Here is an 18,641-nt window from a genome sequence, read left to right as displayed (position 1 = left end):
CAGCGTCGGAGAAACCTCACCACAGGACGGCCAGAACGATGGATTTCCCCGTTCCGGGCGGCTTTGATGTCGGATAACGACACCGGAGGACGCCGTGCTGGACGAAGTGGACCTCGCGCTCGTCGACGCGCTGCAGATCAACCCGCGGGCGAGCTGGACCGCGCTGGCCGAAGTCCTGGAGCTGGCCCCGATCACGCTCGCCCGCCGCTGGCAGCGGCTCACCGCCGCCGGTGCGGCGTGGACGACGGTGGCGCTGGGCAACAGCGCATCGCGCGGCGCGACCGTCGAACTCGCCTGCGCGCCGGGCACCGCGACGCAGGTCGCCGCCCAGCTGGCGGAGCTGCCGCACGTGATCACCGTCGGCATCACCACCGGCGAGTACCAGGTCCTCGCGCTGATCATGGCGCCGTCCCTGACCGCGATCTCCGACGTGCTGCTGCGGACGCTGCCGATGCCCCCGCAGGTCACCGAGGTCCGCAGCCACGTCTTCGGCAGCACCTTCGGCGGCGTCATCTGGCGCCTGGGCGTGATGAACCGCAGCCAGGCCGACCAGGTCCGCGAGCAGATCGGCCCACCACCGCGGGAGATCCGGCCGTTCGGCGCCGAGGACCGCGCCCTGTTCCTGGCCCTCGGCCACGACGGCCGCCGCAGCTACACCGACCTGGCCGCGGAGCTGAACTCCTCGCCGCAAGCCGTCAAGCGCCGCCTGGACCGCCTCCGCCGCCACGGCGACATCGCGTTCCGCTGCGACGTGGCCCGCCCGCTCGCGGGCTGGCACGCCATGGCCCTGCTCTGGCTGGCCGTCCCGGACACCGAGGTCCACCAGATCGGCCGAGCGGTCGGGGCGTGGCCGGAAACCCGCCACTGCGCAGCGGTGATCAGCCCGGCGAACCTGGGCCTGATCGTCGGTCTCCGCTCCCTGAACCACCTCGACGACCTGCTGCTCCGCCTGGCCGAGGAGCACCCGAGCGCGGCGGTCGTGGACCGGAAGCTGATCCTGCAGATGACGAAGGTCCACGGCCGGATCCTCGACGACCGCGGCAGGAGCACCCGGGTGATCCCGGTGGACCCCTGGGCCGCGACACCACCGGCCTGACCCGTCACGCCTTCCGGAAGGCGGCGGCCATGCTCCTGGCGTGCTCCCGCACCTCCGCGTCGCCGTCCTCGACGGACACCGCGTCTAGGAGCTCGACGAACATCGGCCACTCGGCGTACCCCATGGCGGTGATCCCGCTCATCCGCACCTGCGTCGACGGACTCCGCATCGCCTCGAAGAAGGCGTGCACGTACGGTTTCGTCGGATTCTCCGGAGCGCCGAGACCGGCCCGCACGAGAGCCAGCCCCTCGTCCTTCGGCTTCGCCGCACCACCGACCGCGCTCACCAGCTCCTCGGGGTCGAGGAAGTCGATCCCCGCCTCGGATATCCGCGCCGAGTACGGCAACAAGTCCGCCGTCGTCTCGCTCGTCACGACCAGGTAAGCGGTCCGGGCCCGCCGGTCGCTCAGGTAGCTGAGCCGAACACCCGGGGCCATCTCCCAAGCAACGTGCAAAGCCTTCTTCCGGAAACCCTTCCGCACGGTCTCACCGATCTTCGGCCACCCCATGCGGTCGGCGATGTCGAATACGCGGCGGGAGTCGTGCTCGCGCAGCACGAAGCGCCGAGACCGGTGCGCCGGGCCTTGCTCCATCGCCCCTCCTGCCTGAAACGCTGTCGACCGGATGTTGCCGATCACCGGCCGCCTTCGAGCCTCTCCCGCGCGAATGTGACTGAGCGCACAATGTGGAGCGGCTGTTCCAGATCGATCGCTCCACTACGGTCCCGGCTGCGGCTCGGCCTCGACTCCACTTGCTCGGCAACGGTTTCAAGAGCCTGCGGACACCGCGACGCGGCCACTGACCGGAAGGGGAAACGCATGCACACCCTCACCGCCACCCGGACCGTTCCGGCGCCCATCGGCGTCGTCTTCGACGCCTGCGCCGACCACGAGAAGCTCGCCCAAGTGCCCCTCATCCGGTCCTGCGAGCTGACTCGGCACGGCGACGCCGAGAAGAACGGGCTCGGCGCGGTCCGCGAGGTCGACTGCGGCCTACTCCGGTTCCGCGAGGAGATCACCGGCTTCGACCGCCCGCACCGCATGGAGTACCGCATCCGCGAGTCCCGCCCGGCCCTCGATCACACCTTCGGCCGCATCGAGCTCGCCGAGGTCCCCGACGGCACCTTGATCGTCTGGACCACCGTCTTCGGAGTCCGGGTCCCGGTGGTCGGCAAACTCGTCGACGCGGCCTTCGGAATCGCCCTGGAGATCGCCTTCGGGCTGATCCTGCGCAACGTGGCGAAACGAGCGGTGGCTCAAGCGAGGCGCTGAACGACACCGTTCCTCTCCGAATCAACGACGATCTGTCACCGGCACGTGAGAGGCTGGCGGTCGTGAAGCAGGCTGATCTCGGTATTGGCAGCGACTACGCATTCCTGACCTACCAGCCGTACGACGGTGCGCCACTAGCGGCGCGTGTCCGCATTGTTTCCATCGACGGGCAAGGCAAAGTGACCGTGCGAGTCATGGACCCGGGCCCGAAGCTCCCGAAGAACGCATGGGGAGCTCGACCGGTCAAGCAGAACGAACAGCAACAGATCACTACGCGCAAAATCGTCTGCCCGTGGGACGAGTGGGCGGATCGGTCTGCGGCCATCGGCGCCGAGAACGAGCGGAAAATCGCCGAGCGACGAACTCGGTACGACGACTTCGAACGACGTTTGGCCGACCGCTTGGTCCTCGATCCCGAACGCGTGCTGCCGACGGAGTACGACGAAGACTACTTCAGCCCCGACACAGACGCGGAGGAGCGCACGGCGCTGAGCCAGCAGTACATCCCAGCGCGAGGTCTCGGCCCGTACGCGACCTTGGAAGAAATACGCCCGCTGCTGGTGGATCTACCCGTCCCTGTTCTGCGGGACGTCCTCGCTACTGATGCGCGCCGACGCCCAGGAAGAGCCGGCACCGTCGCGGCCACGTTTCTACGCGCGGCCGAGCTGCTAGAAGTCTCGCGCATCGCCTCGATGCGTCATGCCGGGCGCACGAGCCAGGAAATTCCCAGGCCGGAAAGACTGCTTGACGACCGGGACATCGCATTCGTCAACGCCGTCCGCGATCAAATCGCGGCCGCTGGTGGTGAGCTCCTGCTGCCGCCGGTCCCGGTCCTTCCGGATTGGGTCGACGAAGACGACAGAACTACGGCTCCGGTTTTCGGCTGGCTCCGCTTGGCTGTGGCGGACACCAGTGGCCGGTTGCTCCACTCCCCTGGCTGCCGCTCGGTCCGTTCCTACCCAGTGCAGTTGGCGGATCACGTGCCCTGGTGGCTCGTCATGCTGGAGCACCCACGACAGCTGTGCGCCATTTGCGGTGGACCGGCTGTGCGCGACCTCGTCGCAATGGCGGGCTTCGTAGCTGCGGTGGACGTGTGGCACGCCCGTGGTTGCGACAAGATCGAGCGGTGGCAGCAGACAGCACTTCAGCGCTTGCTCTCAGCCACCGCCCTAGCTCGCGCGGAGGCACAAGAGCCGGATATCACTCTTGCCTGGCGGATCGTCGCAGCTCTACGCGAGAACAGCCCCGGCGAACGGGGTTGGGCTGCGTACACTTTGGTAGCTGCGAACGGATGGAATCGCCTGGAGCAGGAGATCGAGAAGCTGCCTCAGGCTCAGCGGGAGGAAGCACGAGTCGTCGCCCGGGATCGCTTGAACGTGCTGGGGGCAGCACTACCGACGTCACACCACACGCCGCCGCTCCCGGAGACCGCAGACGTGCACATGATCCGCCAGCGGTACCAGCACCTCAAGGACCTCCTCCAAGACACCGCACCGCAGCTGGACCGACTCTTGTTCACTTTGCCGGGGGCGCGCTGAGCGCGGGCGAGGCCAGGTCATGAGAAGACGCTCACGTAAAGCTCCGCGAGCTGGTTCAGCGCGTAGAGGACCAGCGCCAGAAGCAGGCAATCGCAAGCGCGATCAGTACGGGCCTTCCTGGTGTGTTGCGCAGGTATCTGCGGTGCAGGGAGCCAGACAACATTCGACGCCGAGGCGCAGGCGCCTTGTTCCCATACCGGGAGCACTGCTCGGACTGGCTGAAGGGGATGAGTTCGTCATGCCGTCCTGGCTCTCCGCAATCCTCGCCGCCGCGCGTAGGCGGCGTGCTGTTGGCCTTTGGCATGCTGTCATCCGAATCCCAACGGTGGATTCTCACTTTGACACTGTCGTCCACATCCCTGGCCCGAATCCGCTCAGGGTTCCAGGCGGAGATCGTCGCCTTCGGTCGACATCGGTCGGTAGGTGGCGATGATGACGCCGGTGGCTGTCGGCGTCACCTCGGCGACGTCGAACGCGGTCGGGACGAAGCCCTCCGGGAACAGCCGACGCCCCGAACCCAGGACGAGCGGGTGGGTGCAGAGCAGGTACTCGTCGATCAGGCCGAGCGGAGCGAGCGAACGGATCAGCGCGCCGCTGCCCATGATGTGCAGGTCGTCGCCCGGCGTCTTCTTGAGCTCGGCGACCGCTGCGGGGATGTCGCCGCTGAGCAGCGTGGAATTGGGCCACGGCAGGGGCTCGGTCAGCGTGTTGGACGCGACGTACTTGGGGGTGTTGTTGAGGGCGTCGCGGAACGGGCCGCCCTGGTCGTTCCAGTGGGCCAGGACGTCCTGGTAAGTGCGGCGTCCCAGGAGGTATCCGCTGCTGGCGCCCAGCCGTTGGCCCCACGCCCGCGTGACGGCGTCGTCGCCGCCCCGTTCAGCCGCCCAGCCGCCGCGGGTGAACCCGTCGCGGGTGTCCTCGTCAGCGCGGCCGGGCCCCTGCACGACGCCGTCCAGGGTGACGTGGTTGATGACGACGATCCTCATGGCACTCCTGTCCGGCGATGAATCACGACTGCGCTGCCGCGATCGGGCTGAACGACCCGTCCCGGCGGCCGCTTCCACGGTGGGCCCGCGTCCGCAGCGCACGTGAGTACGACCGCGGACCGCCCGGAAACTCATCGGCCGCCGGCCTGAGATGACTCTCCGGGCGCGGATCGAATTGCTACCGTCCGGGCAACAGGACGAATGGAGTGGGCGTGTTCGACACCTCCGACGACGTCGGCGCACGACTGTCCGCAGTGGACTACCTGGCCGGGGCGGCCACCGCAACGACGGTGTTCCTGGCCGACCGGCTCGGCAAACCGCTGCTGGTCGAGGGGCCCGCCGGGGTGGGCAAGACCGGGCTGGCGCAGGCGGTCGCCGCGACCACCGGCGCGGAGCTGATCCGGCTGCAGTGCTACGAGGGCCTGGACGAGAGCCGCGCCCTGTACGAGTGGAACTACGCCACGCAGCTGTTGCGGATCCAGGCCGGGCAGGACGCGGACTGGCAGCACACCCGCGCCGACATCTTCACCCCCGAGTTCCTGCTGGAGCGGCCGCTGCTGGCGGCGATCCGCCGCGAGGGGCCGACGGTGCTGCTCATCGACGAGGTGGACAAGGCGGATCTGGAGTTCGAGGCGCTGCTGCTGGAGGTGCTGTCGGACTTCCAGGTCACCGTGCCCGAGCTGGGCACCGTGCGGGCCCGGCACCGACCGTTCGTGGTGCTGACCTCCAACGCCGCCCGCGAGCTCTCCGAAGCGCTCAAGCGGCGCTGCCTGTACCTGCACATGGACTACCCCACCCCGGAGCGGGAGCGCGACATCGTGCTCACCCACGTCCCCGCGCTGGGCGAGCGGCTGGCGGGCAAGCTCACCGAGGTCGTGGCCGCGCTGCGGAACCTGGAGCTGACCAAGGCGCCGTCGATCGCCGAGACCGTCGACTGGGCCCGCTCGCTGCTGGCCCTGGGCATCGACGACCTCAACGACCCGGCGTTGGAGGCGACGCTCGGGGTGGTGCTCAAACACCCCGGCGACCACGAGCGCGCCCTCGCCGCCCTGGAACTGCGCGGCCCGGAAGCGCCGCGACGATGAGCCTGCTGGACCGGCACACCGACTTCCTCGCCGCGCTGCGCGAGCACGGCATCGCGGCGTCCACCGCCGAGGGCATCGACGCCGCCCGCGCTCTGAGCGCCGTCGACCTCCTCGACCGCGAGGCGGTGCGGGTCGCCTACGCGGCCACGCTGGTCAAGCGCCACAACGACATCGCGGTCTTCAACGCCCTGTTCGACCTGTGGTTCCCGCCCGCCGTCGGCGACGGCCGCACGACCGGCACCGACGGCACCGCGGTCGGCCCCGAAGTCGAGGTCACCGGCGCCCACGGCACCTCACCCGAGCTCCACGCCATGCGCACCGAACTCGCCCAAGCGCTGTTCGACGGCGACAACACCGCACTCGTCCAGATCGCCCGCCGCGCCCTCGCCCGCTACGGCACTTCCGCGAACCCCGGCTCGTGGTCACCGCGCGCCACCCTGGAACAGCTGGATCCGACCACGCTGCTGGCCGGTCTGATCCGCACCGCGGAGGGGCGTTCGCGGCCCCGCAACACCACCGGCGCCGCGGCCCGCTCCCGCTTCACCCGCCGCATCGGCCAGTTCGAGCAGCTCGTCACCGCCGAGGCCCACCGGCGCATCGCCGAGCAGAAGGGCGAGCGGTACGTCGCCGACAACCTGACCGGGCCCACGCCGGACCAGGTGCCGTTCCTGGGCGCCTCGCAGGCCGAGCTGGCGGCGATCCGCCGGGCGATCCGCCCGCTGGCCCGGCAGCTCGCCACCCGCATCCACCGCGAGCGCCGCCACGGCGCCCGCAGCGGGACGCTGGACTTCCGCCGCACCCTGCGGGCCGCGCTGAGCACCGGCGGCGTTCCGATCGCGCCCCGCCACCGGCCGCGCCGACCGCGCAAACCGGAACTCGTCGTCCTGTGCGACGTCTCGTCCTCGGTGGCGAACTTCGCGCACTTCGCCCTGCTGCTGGTGCACGCGCTGCACGAGGTCTTCTCCCGAACCCGGGTGTTCGCCTTCGTCCGCGACGTCCACGAGGTGACCGAGCACCTGCGCCGCGGTCGCGACGCCGCCGAGGCCCTGGCCGAAGTCCGCCGCGCCACCCTCCAGTTCCCGGGCACCGGCACCGATCACGGCCGCGTGTTCGCGGACTTCGCCGCCGACCACGCCCACGTGCTCACCTCCCGCACGGTCCTGCTCGTCCTCGGCGACGCCCGCAACAACGACCACGACCCGGCGCTCGACGTCCTGGCCGGTTTGACCGGCCGGTGCCGGCGAACCCTGTGGCTGAACCCGGAGCCCCGCGCGAACTGGGGCACCGGCGACTCCGCCGCGCTCGACTACGCGGACCTGGTCGAGATGGCCGAGTGCCGGAACCTCGCCCAGCTCACCCGCCTCGTGCGCTCCCTGGACCAGCGCTGATTCCACAGAGGACGGTCAGCTCCTCGGCGGGACCTGGCGCTTCTGCCGGAGCAGTCCGACGGTCACGGCGACCGCGGCGACGGAGAGGGTGAGGAGCAGGGAGTGGCGGGTGGTCGGGTCGACGACCATCAGCACGAGGAACGCCACCAGCGCTACGACCACCGCCCAGGACACGTACGGGTAGCCCCACATCCGCACCGGCAGGTGCTGGCCCTCCCGCTCGGCTCGGGCCCGGCTGTGCAGCTGGGTGACCGCGATGGTCAGGTAGAGCAGGACGATCACCGAGCCGCTGGAGTCCACCAGGAAGTCGAAGATCGCCGTGGTGCTGACGAAGTAGTTCGCCGCCACCGTCGTCAGCCCGGCCAGGGCCACCACCAGCACCGCCGGGACCGGCACCCCGGCGGCGTTCGACCGGGCCAGCACCCGCGGGCCCTCGCCGTTGCCCGCGAGCGCGTAGAGCATCCGGGATGCGGTGTAGATCCCGGAGTTCAGGCAGGACAGCACCGCGACGAGGACGACCACGTCCATGATCAGGCCCGCGTTCGGGATGCCCAGGCGGTCGAGGACCGCCGAGTACGGGCTCTCGGTGATCCCGGCGGCGTCGTGGGGCAGCAGCGTGGCGATCACCGCGATGGAACCGATGTAGAAGACCAGGATGCGCACCATCGTGGTGCGGACGGCTCGGCGCACCGCCTCCGCCGGGCGCATCGCCTCGCCGGCCGCGATCGTGACCACCTCGGCGCCGCTGAACGCGAAGGAGACCACGAGCAGCGCGGGCAGCACCGCGTACCAGCCGTTGGGCGCGAAACCGCCGTGCTCGAACAGGTTCGCCCCACCGGGCGCGGGCACTCCGGGCAGCAGGCCGCAGATCGCCAGCAGGCCGAGCCCGATGAACGCGACGATCGCCACCACCTTGATCAGCGCGAACCAGAACTCCACCTCGCCGAAGGCGCGCACCGCGATCAGGTTGGAGCCGGCCAGCACCAGCATGAACACCAGCGCGGCGGCCCAGTCCGGCACCGCCGGCAGCATCCCGTGCAGCAGCGCACCGCCGATGACGGCCTCCACGCCGACGGTGACGCTCCACGAGTACGCGTAGAGCCAGCCGATCGCCAGTCCGGCCCAGCTGCCGAGCTCCCGCGACGCGTAGCTGGCGAAGGAGCCCGTTCTCGGTGCGGCGACGGACAGTTCGGCGAGCATCCGCATGACCAGGACGACCAGCAGCCCGGCGATCGCGTACGCCACCAGCGCCGCGGGACCGGCCTTGTTGATGACCGCGCCGCTGCCGACGAACAGCCCGGCGCCGATCACCCCGCCGATCGCGATCATGCTCATCTGCCGGTCCCGGAGCGCTGGTCGCAGACCGCGCGCACCGGTCGTCCGGGTCTGCTCAACGGATGGCGATTGATCGTTCATCTTGCCTCCAAGATGCCTCAACCGATCGATCGATCGAGAGATCCATGCACGATAGGTGCCGGAAATCGGGAGGTCAATAGGGCTTTGCCCGCCCGAGGTCGATGCAGCCACCTCGTCGCCGGTACGGTTGCGGTCACTCAGATCGATCAGTCGACCGGCATTCCAGGGGAGCGCGAGGCGATGAGCGGGCGAGGACGCTCAGGGGACGACACGCAGCAGCAGGTGTGGGAAGCGGCCGTCCGGCTGTTCGCCGCGCAGGGCTTCCACGGCACCGGCATCCGCGAGCTCGCCGACGCCGCGCAGCTCTCCACCGCGACCCTCTACCACTACATGGGCACCAAGCAGGACCTGCTGTTCTCCATCATGCGGACCTGCCTGGACCGGCTGGTGATGGCGGCCGAACGGGTCTCCGCCGACGCCGCCCAGCCGCAGGCGATCATCGCCAGCCTGGTCCACGTCCACGTGCTCACGCACGCGCTGCACCGCGACGAGACGACCGTGGTGGACAACGAGCTCGGGGTGCTCGACGCCGAGCACCGGAGCACGGTCGTGCAGATCCGCGACCGCTACGAGGAGTTCTGGCGCCGCGCGGTCGCGGACGGCTGCGAGCGCGGCGTCTTCGCGGTTCCGGACCAGCGCTTCGCGCGCATGGCGGTGCTGGAGATGTGCTCCGGCGTGGCCAAGTGGTACTCGCCCGAGGGCGAGGAGGACCTGGACGCGATCGCCACGGCGCACGCGCAGCTGGCGCTCCAGCTGCTCGGCGTCCCGGCCACCCGCCTCGCCTCGACCGCGCTGCCCGAGGCCGCCGACGTCCACGGCCTGGTCGAGGAGATCTGGCACATCCAGCTGCCGTCCATGCGCGCCCGCGCGGCACGCGGCTGACCTGCCTGGTGCGATTTCAATGGAAATCGCACCGGGTCAAGGTGTGCCGGGGTCCCGACGCACGGCGTGGGGCGCAAGTTCCATTGAAATCGGACGTCTGATTTCAATGGAAGTTGCAGGTGGTCCGGTCAGCCGGTCAAGCCGAGCCGGTCGTGCTTGATCTCGCCGCCGACGACGGTGGCCAGCACCTCGACGTCCTTGATCGCGCGGCGGTCGACGCGGGTGAGGTCTTCGGAGAGCACCGTGAAGTCGGCGAGCATGCCGCGCGCGAGCCGGCCCTTCCGGTGCTCTTGGTGGTCGGCGTACGCCGAGCCGCGGGTGTAGGCGCGCAGCGCCTGCAACGGGGTCAGCCGTTCCTCGGCGCCCAGCACCTGCCCGGCCGCGGTTTCCCGGTTCACCAGCGCGTGGATTCCCAGCAGCGGCGCGCCTTCCACCACCGGGCAGTCCGAGCTGCCCGGGACTTCGACGCCCGCGCGCAGGAAGCTGAGCTGCCGGTAGGCGAGCTGCGCGCGTTCCGCACCGAGCGCGGCGATGATCCCGTCCCCGAGCTCGTCCACGAACCGGCCCTGCGGCACCGGGACCACGCCCAGCCGCGCGATCTCGGCGATCTGGGCATCGCTGGTGACGCCGCAGTGCTCGATGCGGTGCCGGGCATCGGCGCGGGGCGTCTGCCGCTGGGCGCGGGCGTAGGCGTCCAGGACCAGCTGCACGGCCGCGTCGCCGATGGCGTGCGCGGCGATCTGCCAGCCCGCCCGGTGCGCCCGGGAGATCTGCTCGCGAAGCCGCTCCGGATCGTCCTGGGTGAACCCGCGATTGCCAGCCGCGTCGGCATAATCGCAGCACATCGAGGCTGTTCGGCCGATCAGCGAACCGTCGGAGAACAGCTTGACGGCGCCGACGCGCAGGGTGTCGTCGCCCAGTCCGGTGCGCAGGCCGAGGTCGAGCCCGAAGCCCGGTTCGGCCCCGTCGACGTCGTGCAGCGCGGACATCTCCGGCATCACGGTGGCGCGCACCCCGAGCGCACCTCGCTCCCGGGCGATCTGGAAGGCGTGCAGGTCGGCCGGGCCGTTGCCGGTGAGACGGCCCGCGATGCCGGGCTCGGTGATGCTGGTCAGCCCTTCGGACAGGGCGGCCTCCGAGCCCAGCTCGATGGCTCGCACGAAGTCCTCGAGCGGTTGCGGCCGGAGCACGCGGTACACCAGGGACTGGGCCTGCTCGGTGAGCAGCCCGGTGGGCGCGCCCGTGACGTCGCGTTCGACCGTGCCGCCGGGAACGTCGGGCAGGGCGCGGGGATCGGCGAAGCCCATCGCCCGGATCGCCGCCGTGTTGACCACGCCCATGTGCGCGGAGTTGTGCGCGAGCCAGGCGGGTCGGCCGCCGGTCAGCGCGTCCAGCTCCGCGCGGGTCGGGTGGGCACCGCCGAGGCGGTTCTGGTCGTAGCCGTGCCCGCGCACCCAGGCACCTTCCGGCAGCCGCTCGGCGTGCTCGCGCACGGCGGTGCGCAACGCGTCCATGCTGGTGACGGCGCTGGGCCGCAGGTCGAGCTGGAGGCTGCGCTGCCCCCGCATGCTCAGGTGGTGGTGCGCGTCGTGGAAGCCCGGGACGACCGGTGCGCCGCCGAGGTCGACGACGGCGGCGGCGGTGCAGCCGTCGAGGTCGTCGTCCAGGCCGACCAGCACGCCGCCGAGCACGCCCATCCGGCGCGCGGCGGGGCGATCGGGATCCAGGGTGGTGATGTCGCCGTTGGTGAACAGGACGTCCAGCTGCATGAATGATCCTTCGACTGCCGGTTCAGGCGCGCACGTCTTGCGCCCTGGACGACGCCGACCCTACTCTGTCGATCGATCGATCGACTAGTTCGGAGGCGGCGTGGCAGAACCGAGCAGCGGACCGCACGTGATCGACTTCTGGTCGCCGGTCCACTTCGACGAGCTGGACCCCAACGGCCACCTGCACAACGCGCGCTTCGCGCTGCACGTCGAACGAGCCCAGACCGCGGCCTTCGCCGCAGCCGGCTTCGACACCGCGACCGTGCTGAACCGGCACCCCGACCTGCGCTACGTCGTGCGCCGGTTCGACGTCCTGTTCCACTCACCCGTCGGCAGCGCCGGAAACCTGCTGGTGGCGCTGCACTTCACGAAGCTCGGCCGGACCAGCGCGACCTGGACGTTCCGCTGCGGCCCGCCCGAAGCCCCCAACGCCACCGGCACCCGCACGATCGTGAAGGTCGACGCCGACGGCCGGCCACTGCCCTGGTCGCCGCGGATGCCGGAGTGGCGGACGACCCTGCTGGCCGGTTGAGACCACGAGGAGACGACAATGCCCGCACCACGCACCGGACCGCTGGTCGAGACCGAGCTCGACGGCGACATCGGCGTGATCCGGCTGAACCGACCGGAATCCCTGAACGCGGTGAACACCGCGCTGGTGGAACAACTGGTCGCCGCGTTCGACTCCGTGCGCACGGCGCGGGCAGTCCTGCTCACCGGCCGCGGCCGCGCCTTCTGCGCCGGTCACGACCTGAAAGCACCACCCGAAGACCCCGCGACCGTGCGAGCCCGGCTGGACCGCATCCAGGACGTCACCCGCCGGATCCGCAGCAACCCGGCCCCGGTGATCGCGGTGGTGCAGGGGCACGCCGTGGGCGCGGGCGCGGAGTTCGCCCTGGGCTGCGACCTGGTGCTGGCCGCTGAGAGCGCGCAGTTCCGCTTCCCCGAGGTCGGTCTGGGGCTCAGCGCCACCGGTGGGCTCTCCGCCCTGCTGCCGATGCTGGTAGGCCCGATCAGGGCAAAGGAACTGGTGATGTTCGGCGAACCGCTCGACGCCGCCACCGCGCACCGCCTCGGCCTGGTCAACGCGGTAACCCCGGACGACGAGCTGCTGCCGACCGCGATGAGCTGGGCGCGACGCCTGGCCGAACTGCCCGCGGCACCGCTGGCGATGGCCAAAGAAGCCATCGACGCAGGCACCGACAGCGCGGTGGAATCGGCCCTGGCACTGGAAATCCAGCACGCAATCCGCACCGACGAGCTGAGGGCCGACCGATGAACAATCCGATGTCAACGTCAGCCCTGCCCAACCGCACCTCAGGGGACCGTGACGCAACCCAGCCACAAGAAACCCCGAAAACGCGAGATCAACCCCGAAACGCAACCACCACTGTGAATCCCGGAGAGGCGGAGCTGTGAGCAACCATTCCCTGGCTGATCTCGTCCGCCGCGCGGCCGAGCGCTGGCCGGAACGGGTGGCGTGGACGTTCGACGCGCTCGGCGAGGAGCTGACCTTCGCCGAGGTCGACCGGCGCAGCGACGCCTTCGCCGCGCTGCTCGCCGAGCACGGTGTCACCGCGTCCGATCGCGTGGCGGTCATGCTGGACAACCGGCCGGAGTTCCCGCTCGCCTGGCTGGGCGCGGCCAAGCTGGGCGCGGCGGTGGTCCCGGTGAACATCCGCTACCAGGACTACGACGCCGCCCACGTGCTCGCGCACTCCGGCGCGCAGGTCGTGCTGACCACGGCGCAGCACGCGGAACTCCTCGCGCGGATCAGGAGTTCCACGTCCCTGCAGCACGTGCTCGACGTCGACGCGATCCCGATCCCCGACGCGGCGGCGCCGAACAGCGCCGCACCGGTGCCCGAGACGGTCGCCAACATCCAGTACACGTCGGGCACCACCGGGGCGCCGAAGGGCTGCGTGCTGCCGCACCGCTACTGGACCTCGCTGGCCGCCGGCCTGGTCGAGGACTTCCCGCGGATCAGCGCGCAGGACACCATCCTGACCGCACAACCCTTCCACTACGTCGATCCGCAGTGGAACACCGCGCTCGGCCTGACCTCCGGAGCCCGGCTCGTGGTGCTGGACCGCTTCCACCCCACGACGTTCTGGTCCAAGGTCCGCGAGCACGAGGTCACCTGGCTCTACTGCCTCGGCCTGATGCCGAAGCTGCTGCTGGACATGCCGCCGTCACCGCACGACCGGGACCACCGGGTGCGCGCGATCAGCGCATCGGCGATTCCGGCCGACCTGCACGCGGCGCTCGAAGAGCGCTGGGGCGTCCCGTGGTTCGAGGCCTTCGGCATGACCGAGACGGGCAGCGACATCCGGATGACGCCCGAGGAGCACGACGACGCGGTGGGAACCGGTTGTCTCGGGCGGGCCATCGCCGGGCGGGAGATCGCGATCCTCGGCGACTCCGGCGAACCGGTGCCGCGAGGCACCACCGGCGAGCTGGCGATCCGCGGCGTCGGCCTGATGCACGGCTACTTCCGCGACCCGGAGGCCACCGACCAGGCGTTCCGCGCGGGCTGGTTCCACACCGGCGATCTGGCCAGGATGGACGACCGGGGCCGCGTCTACTACGCGGGCCGGACCAAGGACATGATCCGCCGCAGCGGCGAGAACATCACCGCGGGCGAGGTGGAGCGCGTGCTCCAGCTGCACCCGGCGGTGGACATCGCCGCCGTCCTGCCGGAACCGGACGAACTGCGGGGCGAGGAGGTCCACGCGGTCCTGGTCCTCCGCGACGAGACCTGCACTCCGGAAGACCTGGCGGCCTTCTGCGGCGAACAACTCGCCTACTTCAAGGTGCCCCGCTACTGGACCTTCCGAGCCGCACTGCCCCTGACGCCCTCGGAACGGGTCTCCAAGGCAGCCCTGCGAACCGAGCTGGCGCAGGACCGATCGCCCAGGTACGACCGGAAGACCCAGCAGTGGGCCTAGGGAATACTCCAAGCGATCACGGCGGTTGATCACGCCATGGCACAAGGACCTGCACCTCGCACGCTCTCCGACGAAGCTCTTTCCAAGCTGCTCGGCGAGCAGCAGTTCGGCACGCTCGCCACCGTCAAGCGCAGCGGACACCCCCACCTGACCACCATGGTGTACAGCTGGGATCCCGAAACCCGAGTGGTGCGGTTCTCGACGACGGCCGACCGCGTCAAGGTCGCGCACCTGCGCCGCAACCCGCGTGCGTCGCTCCACGTGCAGGGCGGCGACGTGTGGTCGTTCGCCGTCGCCGAAGGCGAGGCCGAGACCTCCGAGATCACGACCGTCCCCGGCGACGCGGTCGGGCGGGAACTGCTCTCGATGATCCCGGCGGCGGCGAAGCCGGAGGACGAAGGTGCGTTCCTGGAACAGCTGGTCGCCGAGCGCCGGTTGGTCATCCGGCTGAAGGTGGATCGCCTGTACGGCACGGCTCTCGACGTCTAGGAGCGGACGGGCTCCCATTCCGCCCGGGTGGTGCGCGCTGACAGGGCGGAGTGCTAGGAACCACTCGCTGAGTCGTTTCCCGGACGGAGTGCGCATTCCCATGGTGACCGGACCGAGAACCGCTGACCTGTCAGAGGCTCTGCGCGAGATGTGCGCCCAGATCACCCGGGCCGCCCCGGAGGGCTGGGTGCGGGCGGCGGTGAACGGATTCGTCGACAAGCAAGGTGTCGGCCGCTCCGCCGTGTCCTACCAGCTGGCCACCGGTGCGGAAGAGACCGCGGAAGTGGATCTGCGACGCGCCCTGCGCCAGGCGTACCGCGCGACGGGTGCCTCGGAACAGGGCCTGAGCATCGGGCTGACCGCCGAGGCCTCCGGACGGTTCGACGCCGTCACCGGGCTCGACGTGAGCAGGGTGGAGCACCCCGAGCGCGGCTTCCTGCACGTGATCGCCCCGGACGCACCGCCACCCGACCCCGGCGACGAGCAGGACGGACCGGCAGATCCCGCACCGGCAGGCGATCCGGACGAGGCCGTCCAGCTGCTCCGGGAATACCTCCGCCGCAGAGCCGAGATCCTCGGCGTGGTGCCGGAGAGCCCGTTCGGCGTGCTGCCCTCCCCGCTTCCACCCGAGCAGCTGGAAGCCGTGGAGAACGCGCTGAACGTCGCGCTTCCAGCGGATCTGCGGGCGTTGTACGGCGTGGCCGACGGCGACGGTCAGCTCGGGATCTTCGGGCGGTTGTCGTGGTGGATGGATGCGGCCGGGATGGCCGAGGTGCACCGAGGTGACCGCCACTGGGCACCGCGCACCGGGCGAAACCGCCCGTTCCTGCCCTTCATCCACGACGCCGACCCGCCCGGAACGGTCCGCCGGTCGGTGGACCGACCCGGCTGGATCCCGTTCGTCATCGGCACCGATGGCAACTACCTCGCGGTGGACGCGGACCCGGCGAGCGGAGGACGTCCCGGGCAGGTCATCCGGATCGGCCCCAGCCACCACCAGGGACCCACCTACGTCGCCGACTCGGTGACGAGCCTCCTCCGCCGCTACGTCGACGCGCTGATCCGCGGCGACCACAGCCGCGATGGAGACGGCGGCCTGCGGATCGCCGTGCCGGATCCGCACGTGGGCGCGGGTCCGCACCTCCAGAGGCTGCGGGTCACCGACGGCAACCTCGAACCAGCTCGCCGAGCCCCGTTCCTGCGCGCAGTGGAACTGTCCCGCGCTTCCGCCGACCTGACGGCGCTGCACGACGCCCCGGTGGAAGCACTCGACATCGACTTGAGGGACATCGATCTGACTCCGCTGACCGCCCACCCGACGCTCCGAGCGATCACCCTGACCACTCCCCACCCGGTCGACCTGAGCCCGCTCACCACTCTTCCCCGACTGGAAGTCCTGGATCTGGCCCGAGGCCGCTCCCACGATCTCCGACCGATCGCCGAGCTGAACCTGCGCCACCTGGCGCTGCGCCACGAGCAGTGGCGGGAGCTCTGGGTGCACACCGATCGAATGCCGTCGCTCGAATCAGCGCTGCTGGCGGGAAAGCCGTCCTACGACGAAGTGGCCAGCTGGATCCAGCAGGTGAACACCCGGACCACCGCCCAGCAGCCGACTGCGGACGTCTAGGCCCGAGCTCGGGAATCGCCCTGCGCGCAGGGCGATTCCCGAGTCCTCAGCTCCCGGCCGTCCACAGCTCCTGCAGCACCAGTTCGGCCGCGCTCGGGATGGGTTCCACGATCTCGCAGGTGCGGGCGGCGGCGATCCGGCGGGCCGTCTCGCTGAGCGGCCCACCGGCGATGATCACCGCCTCAGCGCGGTCCGCCCCGGTGCACTGGTCGACCGCCGCGGCCAGCTCGGCGAACTGCTGCTCGGGGTCGGCAGCCAGCGCCAGCGGTTCCGATTCGGTCAACCGGACACCGGTGAAACCCTCGGACATCCCGTGCTCGGCGACCAGCGCGGTGAGGGAATCGACCAGCAGCGGCGTGCTGGTGGCCATGCCGAACCGCCGCCCCTCCCTCCCCGCGGCACCGATGGCCGCCTGCCCGATGCCGACGACCGGCAGGTCGAGCTCCGCGTCCAGCCGACTGCGGCCCGGATCCCCGATCGCGGCGACGATCACGGCGAGGTACTCCCGCTCCGCGGCGTCCAGCGCGCGCAGCACGGCATCGCGGACGTGCTCCTCGGATTCCTTCAGCGCCACCGGGTCGAGGATCATCGACGGGCCGGCTCCCGCCGTGACAGCGTCCACCTCGAGCCCGCTGCCGAGCAGCGATCTCGCGGCGAGCGCGCGCATCATCTCGGTGGTCGCCCGGTTGGTGTTCGGGTTGACCAGGAGCACCGCTGCGGTCTCAGGCGTGGGCACTCTGCTCGTCCTCCTCCATCGGCTTGCCGAAGGTCTCCGGCGGGAACTGGACCGCGATGCCGAGGACCACGAACAGCACGGCCAGCATGGCGAACATGCCGGTCAGCCCGCTGAGGTCGAAGACCAGGCCGGCCACCAGCGGGAACAGCCCGCCGGACAGCGACCCCATCGCCAGGATGATCGAGGTCCCCATGCCGCGGACGCGGGTCGGGTAGAGCTCCGGCGCGAACAGCCAGATCGTGGTGTTCACGATGATCACCGCGAAGTTGAACAGGAAGCCGAAGGCGAGCACCAGGGCCAGCGAATCGGAGAACACGGCGATCGACAGCCCGGCCGCGCAGCCGAGGACGGCGCCGCCGGTGAGCACCTTCTTGCGGGGCAGTCGGCTGGCGCCGAAGGCCGCGGCGATCGCGCCGACCAGCGAACCGGTCTGCATCAGCAGGGTGAAGCTCAGGCTGGAGGTGAGGTCGTGGCCGCTGGCCACCAGGATCGTGGGCATCAGGGTCAGCATCGAGATCTGCGCGGCGTAGGACATGCACACCGCCACGGTGAGCAGCACCGTGCGACGCAGCAGCCGGCCCCGCAGAACACCGCGCCAGTCCGAACGCGGTGGCTTGCCCGGCTCCTGCGCACCGGTGGCGGTCAGGTACTGCTCGGGGTTCTCGATCGGACCGCTCAGCTGACCCTTGGCCAGCCGGTTGATCACCAGGTTGGCTTCGTCGATCCGCCCGCTGGCGGCCAGGAACCGCGGGGTCTCCGGCACGTAGCGGCGGAAGAACATGATCAGGATGCAGGGCAGGAACAGCAGCCCGAACAGCCAGCGCCACTTGTCCGGACCGTCGAAGACCGAGAACACCAGGATGCCGAACAACGGCGCCAGCATGTTCCCGAGACCGGCCGAGGTCACGTTGATCAGGCCGACCGCGGTGCCGCGGTGCTTGGCGGCGAAGAACTCCGCCATCATGATGACCGCGACCGAGATCTCGCCGCCGAGCCCGAACCCGACGATGAAGCGCCCCGCCGCGAGCACGGCGTAGTTCGGCGCCAGGGCGCAGAGCAGCGAACCACCGGCGAAGATGATCAGGTTGATCATCAGCATCTTCCGCCGGCCGAATCGGTCGATGATCACGCCCGTGAGCAGCCGCCCCAGGGCGGTCGCGGTGAAGGTCATCGTGTTGAGGAAGCCGATCTCGGCCCCGCCGAGCCCCCAGGACTCCTGCAGCACGGGGCCGGTGAGCCCGACCGCGTTCTGCTCCAGGGCGTCGAACCAGATGCCGATCAGGACCATGATCAAGATGTGCTTGTGCGCACTGGTGACGCCGATTCGACCGTAGGCGTTCTCGATCTGGTCGGCTAAGGCGACCTTTCCGTCGGACGATCTCCCGGACCGACCGGATGCCGTTTCCACAGC

17 protein-coding genes are annotated in these 18,641 nt (G+C 70.3%); 11 read left to right on the top strand and 6 right to left on the bottom strand.

The annotated features are described in order from the left end of the window. Nucleotides 1–94: 94 nt before the first annotated feature. On the top strand, nucleotides 95–1,096 hold the full coding sequence (locus OU416_RS19635; protein WP_270928439.1) for an Lrp/AsnC family transcriptional regulator: 1,002 nt from the start codon (nucleotides 95–97) through the stop codon (nucleotides 1,094–1,096). A gap of 4 nt (nucleotides 1,097–1,100) precedes the next feature. Here the strand turns inward: OU416_RS19635 and OU416_RS19630 are convergent, their stop codons facing one another. Then, a complete protein-coding gene (locus OU416_RS19630) occupies nucleotides 1,101–1,688 on the bottom strand; it encodes a hypothetical protein (RefSeq protein WP_270928438.1) in 588 nt (195 codons plus the stop codon). Nucleotides 1,689–1,913: 225 nt separating this feature from the next. On the opposite strand from OU416_RS19630, the gene OU416_RS19625 reads away from it, so the two are divergent. Both OU416_RS19625 and OU416_RS19620 read left to right on the top strand, forming a co-directional pair. Beyond that, complete coding sequence (locus tag OU416_RS19625; protein ID WP_270928437.1) at nucleotides 1,914–2,366, top strand: SRPBCC family protein; 453 nt, start codon at nucleotides 1,914–1,916, stop codon at nucleotides 2,364–2,366. A gap of 62 nt (nucleotides 2,367–2,428) precedes the next feature. Further along, nucleotides 2,429–3,904, top strand: a complete 1,476-nt coding sequence (locus OU416_RS19620; RefSeq protein WP_270928436.1) for a hypothetical protein — start codon at nucleotides 2,429–2,431, stop codon at nucleotides 3,902–3,904. Between the two features lie 374 nt (nucleotides 3,905–4,278). Here the strand turns inward: OU416_RS19620 and OU416_RS19615 are convergent, their stop codons facing one another. Next, nucleotides 4,279–4,890, bottom strand: a complete 612-nt coding sequence (locus OU416_RS19615) for a dihydrofolate reductase family protein (protein ID WP_270928435.1) — start codon at nucleotides 4,888–4,890, stop codon at nucleotides 4,279–4,281. Nucleotides 4,891–5,102: 212 nt separating this feature from the next. Between OU416_RS19615 and OU416_RS19610 the strand changes: the two genes are divergently transcribed. Further along, entirely contained in the window at nucleotides 5,103–5,975 is an 873-nt protein-coding gene (locus OU416_RS19610) for an AAA family ATPase (protein ID WP_270928434.1), read from the top strand. Next, nucleotides 5,972–7,363 (top strand): vWA domain-containing protein, encoded by a 1,392-nt coding sequence (locus OU416_RS19605; RefSeq protein ID WP_270928433.1) that lies wholly within the window; start codon nucleotides 5,972–5,974, stop codon nucleotides 7,361–7,363. The genes OU416_RS19610 and OU416_RS19605 overlap by 4 nt, the downstream gene beginning before the upstream one ends. Nucleotides 7,364–7,378: 15 nt before the next feature. On the opposite strand, the gene OU416_RS19600 is transcribed toward OU416_RS19605, so the two are convergent. After that, nucleotides 7,379–8,779, bottom strand: coding sequence for an amino acid permease (locus OU416_RS19600; RefSeq protein WP_270928432.1), 1,401 nt, complete (start codon nucleotides 8,777–8,779; stop codon nucleotides 7,379–7,381). A 180-nt stretch (nucleotides 8,780–8,959) separates the two neighbouring features. On the opposite strand from OU416_RS19600, the gene OU416_RS19595 reads away from it, so the two are divergent. Beyond that, nucleotides 8,960–9,661, top strand: coding sequence for a TetR/AcrR family transcriptional regulator (locus OU416_RS19595; RefSeq protein ID WP_270928431.1), 702 nt, complete (start codon nucleotides 8,960–8,962; stop codon nucleotides 9,659–9,661). Nucleotides 9,662–9,789: 128 nt separating this feature from the next. On the opposite strand, the gene OU416_RS19590 is transcribed toward OU416_RS19595, so the two are convergent. Beyond that, on the bottom strand, nucleotides 9,790–11,430 hold the full coding sequence (locus OU416_RS19590) for an amidohydrolase (protein WP_270928430.1): 1,641 nt from the start codon (nucleotides 11,428–11,430) through the stop codon (nucleotides 9,790–9,792). Nucleotides 11,431–11,530: 100 nt separating this feature from the next. Here OU416_RS19590 and OU416_RS19585 point away from each other — a divergent pair, with 100 nt between their 5' ends. From OU416_RS19585 to OU416_RS19565, 5 genes are all read left to right on the top strand, one after another. After that, nucleotides 11,531–11,962 carry an acyl-CoA thioesterase gene (locus OU416_RS19585; RefSeq protein ID WP_270928429.1) on the top strand — a complete coding sequence of 144 codons (432 nt, stop codon included), beginning with the start codon at nucleotides 11,531–11,533 and terminating at the stop codon, nucleotides 11,960–11,962. Between the two features lie 18 nt (nucleotides 11,963–11,980). After that, complete coding sequence (locus OU416_RS19580) at nucleotides 11,981–12,709, top strand: enoyl-CoA hydratase/isomerase family protein (RefSeq protein ID WP_270928428.1); 729 nt, start codon at nucleotides 11,981–11,983, stop codon at nucleotides 12,707–12,709. Nucleotides 12,710–12,845: 136 nt separating this feature from the next. Next, nucleotides 12,846–14,378 (top strand): AMP-binding protein, encoded by a 1,533-nt coding sequence (locus tag OU416_RS19575; protein WP_270928427.1) that lies wholly within the window; start codon nucleotides 12,846–12,848, stop codon nucleotides 14,376–14,378. 36 nt (nucleotides 14,379–14,414) lie between these two features. Continuing rightward, nucleotides 14,415–14,867 carry a TIGR03618 family F420-dependent PPOX class oxidoreductase gene (locus OU416_RS19570; RefSeq protein WP_270928426.1) on the top strand — a complete coding sequence of 151 codons (453 nt, stop codon included), beginning with the start codon at nucleotides 14,415–14,417 and terminating at the stop codon, nucleotides 14,865–14,867. 100 nt (nucleotides 14,868–14,967) lie between these two features. Then, a complete protein-coding gene (locus OU416_RS19565) occupies nucleotides 14,968–16,494 on the top strand; it encodes an SMI1/KNR4 family protein (protein ID WP_270928425.1) in 1,527 nt (508 codons plus the stop codon). A 46-nt stretch (nucleotides 16,495–16,540) separates the two neighbouring features. On the opposite strand, the gene OU416_RS19560 is transcribed toward OU416_RS19565, so the two are convergent. After that, nucleotides 16,541–17,230 (bottom strand): aspartate/glutamate racemase family protein, encoded by a 690-nt coding sequence (locus OU416_RS19560; RefSeq protein ID WP_270928424.1) that lies wholly within the window; start codon nucleotides 17,228–17,230, stop codon nucleotides 16,541–16,543. Beyond that, the gene (locus tag OU416_RS19555) at nucleotides 17,217–18,518 is read right to left on the bottom strand and encodes an MFS transporter (protein ID WP_270928423.1); all 1,302 of its coding nucleotides are present in this window, start codon (nucleotides 18,516–18,518) and stop codon (nucleotides 17,217–17,219) included. The genes OU416_RS19560 and OU416_RS19555 overlap by 14 nt, the downstream gene beginning before the upstream one ends. Nucleotides 18,519–18,641 lie beyond the last annotated feature (123 nt).

The organism is Saccharopolyspora indica (genome assembly GCF_027853965.1).
GTDB lineage: Bacteria > Actinomycetota > Actinomycetes > Mycobacteriales > Pseudonocardiaceae > Saccharopolyspora > Saccharopolyspora indica.
The sequence above is the reverse complement of the archived record's forward strand: the minus strand, read 5'-3'. Positions and strand labels throughout refer to the sequence as shown.